This is a genomic window from Streptomyces sp. NPDC001219, assembly GCF_053597915.1.
Window position 1 is genome coordinate 1 of record NZ_JBSFJF010000140.1, and the last position, 5,877, is coordinate 5,877.

Here is a 5,877-nt window from a genome sequence, read left to right on the forward strand (position 1 = left end):
TTGTGGGGTTAATGGTGTTCAGAGGTGTGATCTTATCCGGGGGCAGGGTTTCCGGACGTAAAGCGAAGCAGTCCGGAAACCCTGCCCCGGAGGCCCGTCACCGCACCCCGACACCCACCCGCCCGCCGCAGGCGCAACGGCGAAGGCACCCGCAAACACCACCCGCACCCACGCCCCGCGCAGCGGACCCGAAACGGCGAGAGGCCACCACGGCGGGACAGCCGAAAACGTGGGAAGGAAGCCAAGCGCAGCGAAACGTCAGGGGCGCCGCAAAGGCAGCGGCGCGCCCATGACGGCGTAGGGGGTGGGGGCGCTGGGGAAGAGGACGCGGCGGGCCAGGTCGTGGTAGCCGAGGGAGCGGTAGAGGCGGCGGGCGGGGCTCTCGGTGTCGATGGCCGACAGGATGGAGCGGGGTTCGGTGGCCTCGTCGGTGATGCGGGTGATCAGCGCGCGGCCGACGCCGCGGTGCTGGTGGGCGGGGTGGACATGCAGCTCGGTGATGGTGAAGGAGTCGTCGAGCCAGTGGTCGAGACCCTCGCCGCGGAGGTAGGGCTCGACGACGGTGGACCACCAGTGGGTGCGGTCGTTGGGCATGCCGTAGACGAAGCCGGCCAGCCGGCCGTCGGGGGTGGTGGCGCCGAGCGCGCGGGCGCCGGGGCAGCGGAGGTGGCGCAGCACGATGTGCCGGCGGACGGCGACCTCCTCGTCGCTCAGGCCGAAGGCGAGCGCCTGGACGGCCAGCGCGTCGTCCACGCGGGCAGCGAGATCAAGGGGGCCGACCGCGACGTCATCCATGCTCGGAGCGTACAAGGCGGTGCGTCAGAACAGTACGCTCATGAACGCTCCGACTTCCTCGAAGCCGACCCGGCGATAGGAGGCGCGGGCCGCGGTGTTGAAGTCGTTGACGTAGAGGCTGACGACGGGGGCGACGTCGCTGAGGGCGTAGCGCAGCACGGCGGCCATGCCGGTCTCGGAGAGGCCCTTGCCGCGGTAGGCGGGGTCGACCCAGACGCCCTGGACCTGGCAGGCCCGCTGGGTGGCGGCGCCGATCTCCGCCTTGAAGATGACCTTGCCGTTCTCGATACGGGCGAAGGAGCGGCCGGCGCCGACGAGTTCGGCGACCCTGGCCTGGTAGAGCAGCCCGCCGTCGCCGGCCATCGGGGAGATGCCGACCTCCTCGGTGAACATGGCCACGCACGCGGGCATGATCAGGTCCATCTCGTTCTTGCGGATGCGCCGGACGTACGGGTCGGGGGTGATCTCGGCGGACGGCGCGGTGGTGACCATCAGCGGCTGGTGGGCGCGGATCTCGCGGGCCGGTCCCCAGTAGGGCTCCAGGAGCGACCAGAGTTCGGCGGTGGCCTCCGCGGGGCCGACGATGGACGAGCAGCGGCGGCCCTGGCGGCGGGCGCGCTCGGCGAAGCCGCGGACGGCCTCGGGGGTGGCGCAGACCGGGACGAGGTTGGCTCCGGCGTAGCAGAGCGACTCCAGGCGACCGTCCACGTACCAGCCCCACATCTCCCCGCCCAGCCGCCAGGGGTCGAGGCCGGCGATCTGTACGCGGGCGGCGACGAAGGCGTTGGCGACCGGATCGCGGTCGAGGACCGCGAGGGCGTCGTCGAGCTCCCCGGGCTCGAGGACCTTGATGGCGGTGGTCGTCAGCACGTGTCGGAAAGCCTCACCGTTACGGGCCTGGGAGGCCAGGCGGGAGCAGGTCTTGGCACTTTACCTCGCGCCTGCGGGGAGCACCCGGCCGCTGCGGGGGCGGATTGTCCCGGGCAGCGCGGAGCCCCGCGGCCCGGGGCGGGCGGCGGGGCTCGGCGGTGGTGCCGCGGGGGTGGTGCCGTGGGTCAGCCGGCGATGGCGACGGTCGGCTCGCCGGAGGCGATGCCGTCCTTCTCCATCTGCTCGGCGATCTTCATGGCCTCTTCGATGAGGGTCTCGACGATCTTCGACTCGGGGACGGTCTTGATGACCTCGCCCTTGACGAAGATCTGGCCCTTGCCGTTGCCGGAGGCGACCCCGAGGTCGGCCTCGCGGGCCTCGCCGGGGCCGTTGACGACGCAGCCCATGACGGCGACGCGCAGCGGCACCTCCATGCCCTCCAGGCCCGCGGTGACCTCGTCGGCGAGCTTGTAGACGTCGACCTGGGCGCGGCCGCAGGACGGGCAGGAGACGATCTCCAGGCGGCGCTGGCGGAGGTTGAGCGACTCCAGGATGGAGATGCCGACCTTGACCTCCTCGGCGGGCGGCGCGGACAGCGAGACCCGGATGGTGTCGCCGATGCCCTCGCTGAGCAGTGCGCCGAAGGCGACCGCGGACTTGATGGTGCCCTGGAAGGCGGGGCCGGCCTCGGTGACGCCGAGGTGCAGCGGGTAGTCGCACTGGGCGGCGAGCTGCCGGTAGGCGTTGACCATCACGACCGGGTCGTTGTGCTTGACCGAGATCTTGATGTCGCGGAAGCCGTGCTCCTCGAAGAGGGAGGCCTCCCACAGCGCGGACTCGACGAGCGCCTCGGGCGTGGCCTTGCCGTACTTCTGCAGCAGGCGGCGGTCGAGGGAGCCGGCGTTGACGCCGATCCGGATCGGTGTGCCGGCGTCGCCCGCGGCCTTGGCGATCTCCTTGACCTGGTCGTCGAACTGCTTGATGTTGCCCGGGTTCACCCGGACCGCGGCGCAGCCCGCGTCGATCGCGGCGAAGACGTACTTCGGCTGGAAATGGATGTCCGCGATGACCGGAATCTGCGACTTCCGGGCGATCACGGACAGCGCGTCGGCGTCGTCCTGCGTCGGGCAGGCGACCCGCACGATCTGGCAGCCGGAGGCCGTCAGCTCGGCGATCTGCTGCAGCGTCGCGCCGATGTCGGACGTGCGTGTGGTCGTCATCGACTGCACCGAGACCGGTGCGTCTCCGCCCACGGCGACCGGACCGACCTGGATCTTGCGGCTGACCCTGCGGTCGGCAAGTTTGGTCGGTACGTCCGGCATTCCCAGTGAAATGGCAGTCATCTGGCGAGCAACCCCAAGGTGTGGATCTAGGCCCCGCAGCGGCGGGCTCCGGTCTTCGAGATTACGGCACAGGAGTCGCGGCAAGCACATCGCGCCCGTGTCGCGCCACGAATGGGGACGGCCGGGCACCTCCAAACGCCACAGAGGTGCCCGGCCGCCGCCAAACGTGCTTTCTAGGTCAGCTTCACCGGATTCACCACGTCGGCGACGAGCACCAGCAGGGTGAAGCAGATGAAGATCCCTGCGACGACGTAGGCGACCGGCATCAGCTTGGCCACGTCGAAGGGGCCGGGGTCGGGACGCCGGACGATCTTGGCGAAGGCCCGCCGGACGGACTCCCACAGGGCGCCGGCGATGTGTCCGCCGTCCAGCGGCAGCAGCGGCAGCATGTTGAACAGGAACAGCGAGAGGTTGAAGCCCGCGACCAGGAAGAGCATGGTCGCCACCCGCTGCTCCGGCGGGATGTCCAGCGAGAACACCTCGCCGCCGACCCGGGCCGCGCCGACCACGCCCATCGGGGAGTCCTGCTTGCGCTCGCCGCCGTTGAAGGCCGCGTCCCACAGGTCCGGGACCTTGGCGGGCAGGTTGACCAGGGAGGAGACCCCCTGCTGGACCATGTTGCCCATGCGGTCGACGGACTGGCCGAAGGACTGCTGGACGACGCCGCTGGCCGGGGTGAAGCCGAGGAATCCGGCGGTGACGAATTCGCCGGGGACGTAGCCGCCGTGGCCGTCGGTCTTGGCGACCTTGTTCTCGATGAGGTCGGCGTGCAGGGTCTGGCGTGCCCCGTGCCGCTCGACGACCAGCGTCGCGGGCCCGGTGGTGTCGCGGATCTGCTCCTGGAGGGCGCCCCAGTCCGGGACGGCGTGGCCGTTGAACGAGACGATCTTGTCGCCGGCCCGCAGGCCGGCGGCCTTCGCCGGGGAGTCCTTGGCGCCGGCCGGGCACTTGTCGGTCTTGGCCGCGGCCGAGATCACACACTCCGAGACCGAGCCGACCTGGGTGGTCTGGGTGTTGATCCCGAAGCCCATCAGCACGCTCATGAAGATCACGACCGCCAGGATCAGGTTCATGAACGGCCCGGCGAACATCACGATGACGCGCTTCCAGGGCTTGCGGGTGTAGAAGAGCCGCTTCTCGTCGCCGGGCTGCAGCTCCTCGAAGGCCGCCGAGCGGGCGTCCTCGATCATGCCGCGGAACGGCGAGGTGGAGCGGGCCTGCAGCTTTCCGTCGTCGCCGGGCGGGAACATGCCGATCATGCGGATGTAGCCGCCGAGCGGGACGGCCTTGATGCCGTACTCGGTGTCGCCCTTCCTGCGGGAGAAGAGCGTCGGCCCGAAGCCCACCATGTACTGCGGCACGCGGATGCCGAACATCTTGGCCGTGGAGAGGTGGCCGAGTTCGTGCCAGGCAATGGAGAACAGCAGGCCGACGACGAAGACGACTATGCCGAGGATGGTCATCCAGGTCGTCATGCGCGAGCCTCCGAAGGTGTCCGTGCCGCACGGGCGGCCAGTTCGCGGGCGCGAGCGCGCGCCCAGGTTTCCGCTTCCAGGACGTCCGCGACCGTCAGGGAAGTTCCCCGCGCGGGCGTGCCGTGCTCGGCGACCACTGCGGCGACCGTATCCACAATCCCGGTGAATGGCAGCCCGCCCTTGAGGAACGCGTCCACGCATTCCTCGTTCGCCGCGTTGAAGACGGCGGGGGCGGTGCCGCCCAGATCACCGACGTGGCAGGCCAGCGGGACGGAGGGGAAGGCCTCCTCGTCCAGCGGGAAGAAGTCCCAGGTCTGCGCCTTCGTCCAGTCCACGCCCGGGGCGGCGTCCGGGACCCGCTCGGGCCAGCCGATGCCCAGGGCGATCGGCATCCGCATGTCGGGCGGGCTGGCCTGGGCGAGCGTGGAGCCGTCGGTGAACTCCACCATCGAGTGGATGTAGGACTGCGGATGGACGACGACCTCGATGCGGTCGAAGGGGACGTCGTAGAGCAGGTGCGCCTCGATGACCTCCAGGCCCTTGTTGACCAGGGTCGCGGAGTTGATCGTGATGACCGGCCCCATCGCCCAGGTGGGGTGGGCCAGCGCCTGTTCGGGGGTGACCTCGGCCAGCTCGCGCCGGGTGCGGCCGCGGAACGGGCCGCCGGAGGCGGTGACGACCAGCTTGCGGACCTCGGAGCGGTCGCCGCCGGCGAGCGCCTGGAAGAGCGCGGAGTGCTCGGAGTCGACGGGGATGATCTGGCCGGGCGCGGCGAGCGCCTTGACCAGGGGGCCGCCGACGATCAGCGACTCCTTGTTGGCCAGCGCGAGCACCCGGCCCGCCTTGAGGGCGGCCAGCGTGGGGGCGAGCCCGATGGAGCCGGTGATGCCGTTGAGGACGGTGTGGCAGGGGGACGCGGCCAGGTCGGTCGCCGCGTCGGGGCCGGCCAGGATCTCGGGCAGCGGCTCGCCCGCGCCGTAGCGGTCCGCCAGCGCCGTACGCAGCGCGGGCAGCGCGTCCTCGCGGGCCACGGCGACGGCGGCCACCCGCAGCTGGTGCGCCTGGTCGGCGAGCAGCTCGACCCGGCCGCCGGCCGCGGAGAGCGCGGTCACCCGGAACCGGTCGGGGTTGCGCAGCACGAGGTCGATCGCCTGGGTGCCGATCGATCCGGTCGAGCCGAGGATCACGAGGTCGCGCGGCCCGTCCGGGTGCGGGGCGGCCGGCTCGAAACGCAGGTGCGGGTGGGCGAGGGAGTCCGTCATGGGGTCCATTGTGGCCGGTGGACCTGTGGACCAGGACACCTAGTGACCTGAGTCAGAGATTCGGTGGCAGTAGGCCGCGACTTTGTCGAGGATCTCGTCGGCGGTCTTGGTCCAGATGAATGGTCTGGGGTG

General features: G+C 70.8%; 5 protein-coding genes. All 5 read right to left on the reverse strand.

Features of this window, described 5'->3' with window-relative positions; genetic code table 11:
* Nucleotides 1-258: 258 nt before the first annotated feature.
* Nucleotides 259-795: a GNAT family N-acetyltransferase gene (locus ACWC9R_RS36715; protein ID WP_450738185.1), complete on the reverse strand. Its 537-nt coding sequence runs from the start codon at nucleotides 793-795 to the stop codon at nucleotides 259-261.
* 24 nt (nucleotides 796-819) lie between these two features.
* On the reverse strand, nucleotides 820-1,665 hold the full coding sequence (locus ACWC9R_RS36720) for a GNAT family N-acetyltransferase (protein WP_450738187.1): 846 nt from the start codon (nucleotides 1,663-1,665) through the stop codon (nucleotides 820-822).
* A 185-nt stretch (nucleotides 1,666-1,850) separates the two neighbouring features.
* The gene (ispG, locus tag ACWC9R_RS36725; protein ID WP_362604116.1) at nucleotides 1,851-3,008 is read right to left on the reverse strand and encodes a flavodoxin-dependent (E)-4-hydroxy-3-methylbut-2-enyl-diphosphate synthase; all 1,158 of its coding nucleotides are present in this window, start codon (nucleotides 3,006-3,008) and stop codon (nucleotides 1,851-1,853) included.
* Nucleotides 3,009-3,181: 173 nt separating this feature from the next.
* Nucleotides 3,182-4,483, reverse strand: a complete 1,302-nt coding sequence (locus ACWC9R_RS36730; RefSeq protein WP_450738189.1) for a M50 family metallopeptidase — start codon at nucleotides 4,481-4,483, stop codon at nucleotides 3,182-3,184.
* A complete protein-coding gene (gene dxr, locus ACWC9R_RS36735; RefSeq protein WP_450738190.1) occupies nucleotides 4,480-5,745 on the reverse strand; it encodes a 1-deoxy-D-xylulose-5-phosphate reductoisomerase in 1,266 nt (421 codons plus the stop codon). The genes ACWC9R_RS36730 and dxr overlap by 4 nt, the downstream gene beginning before the upstream one ends.
* Nucleotides 5,746-5,877 lie beyond the last annotated feature (132 nt).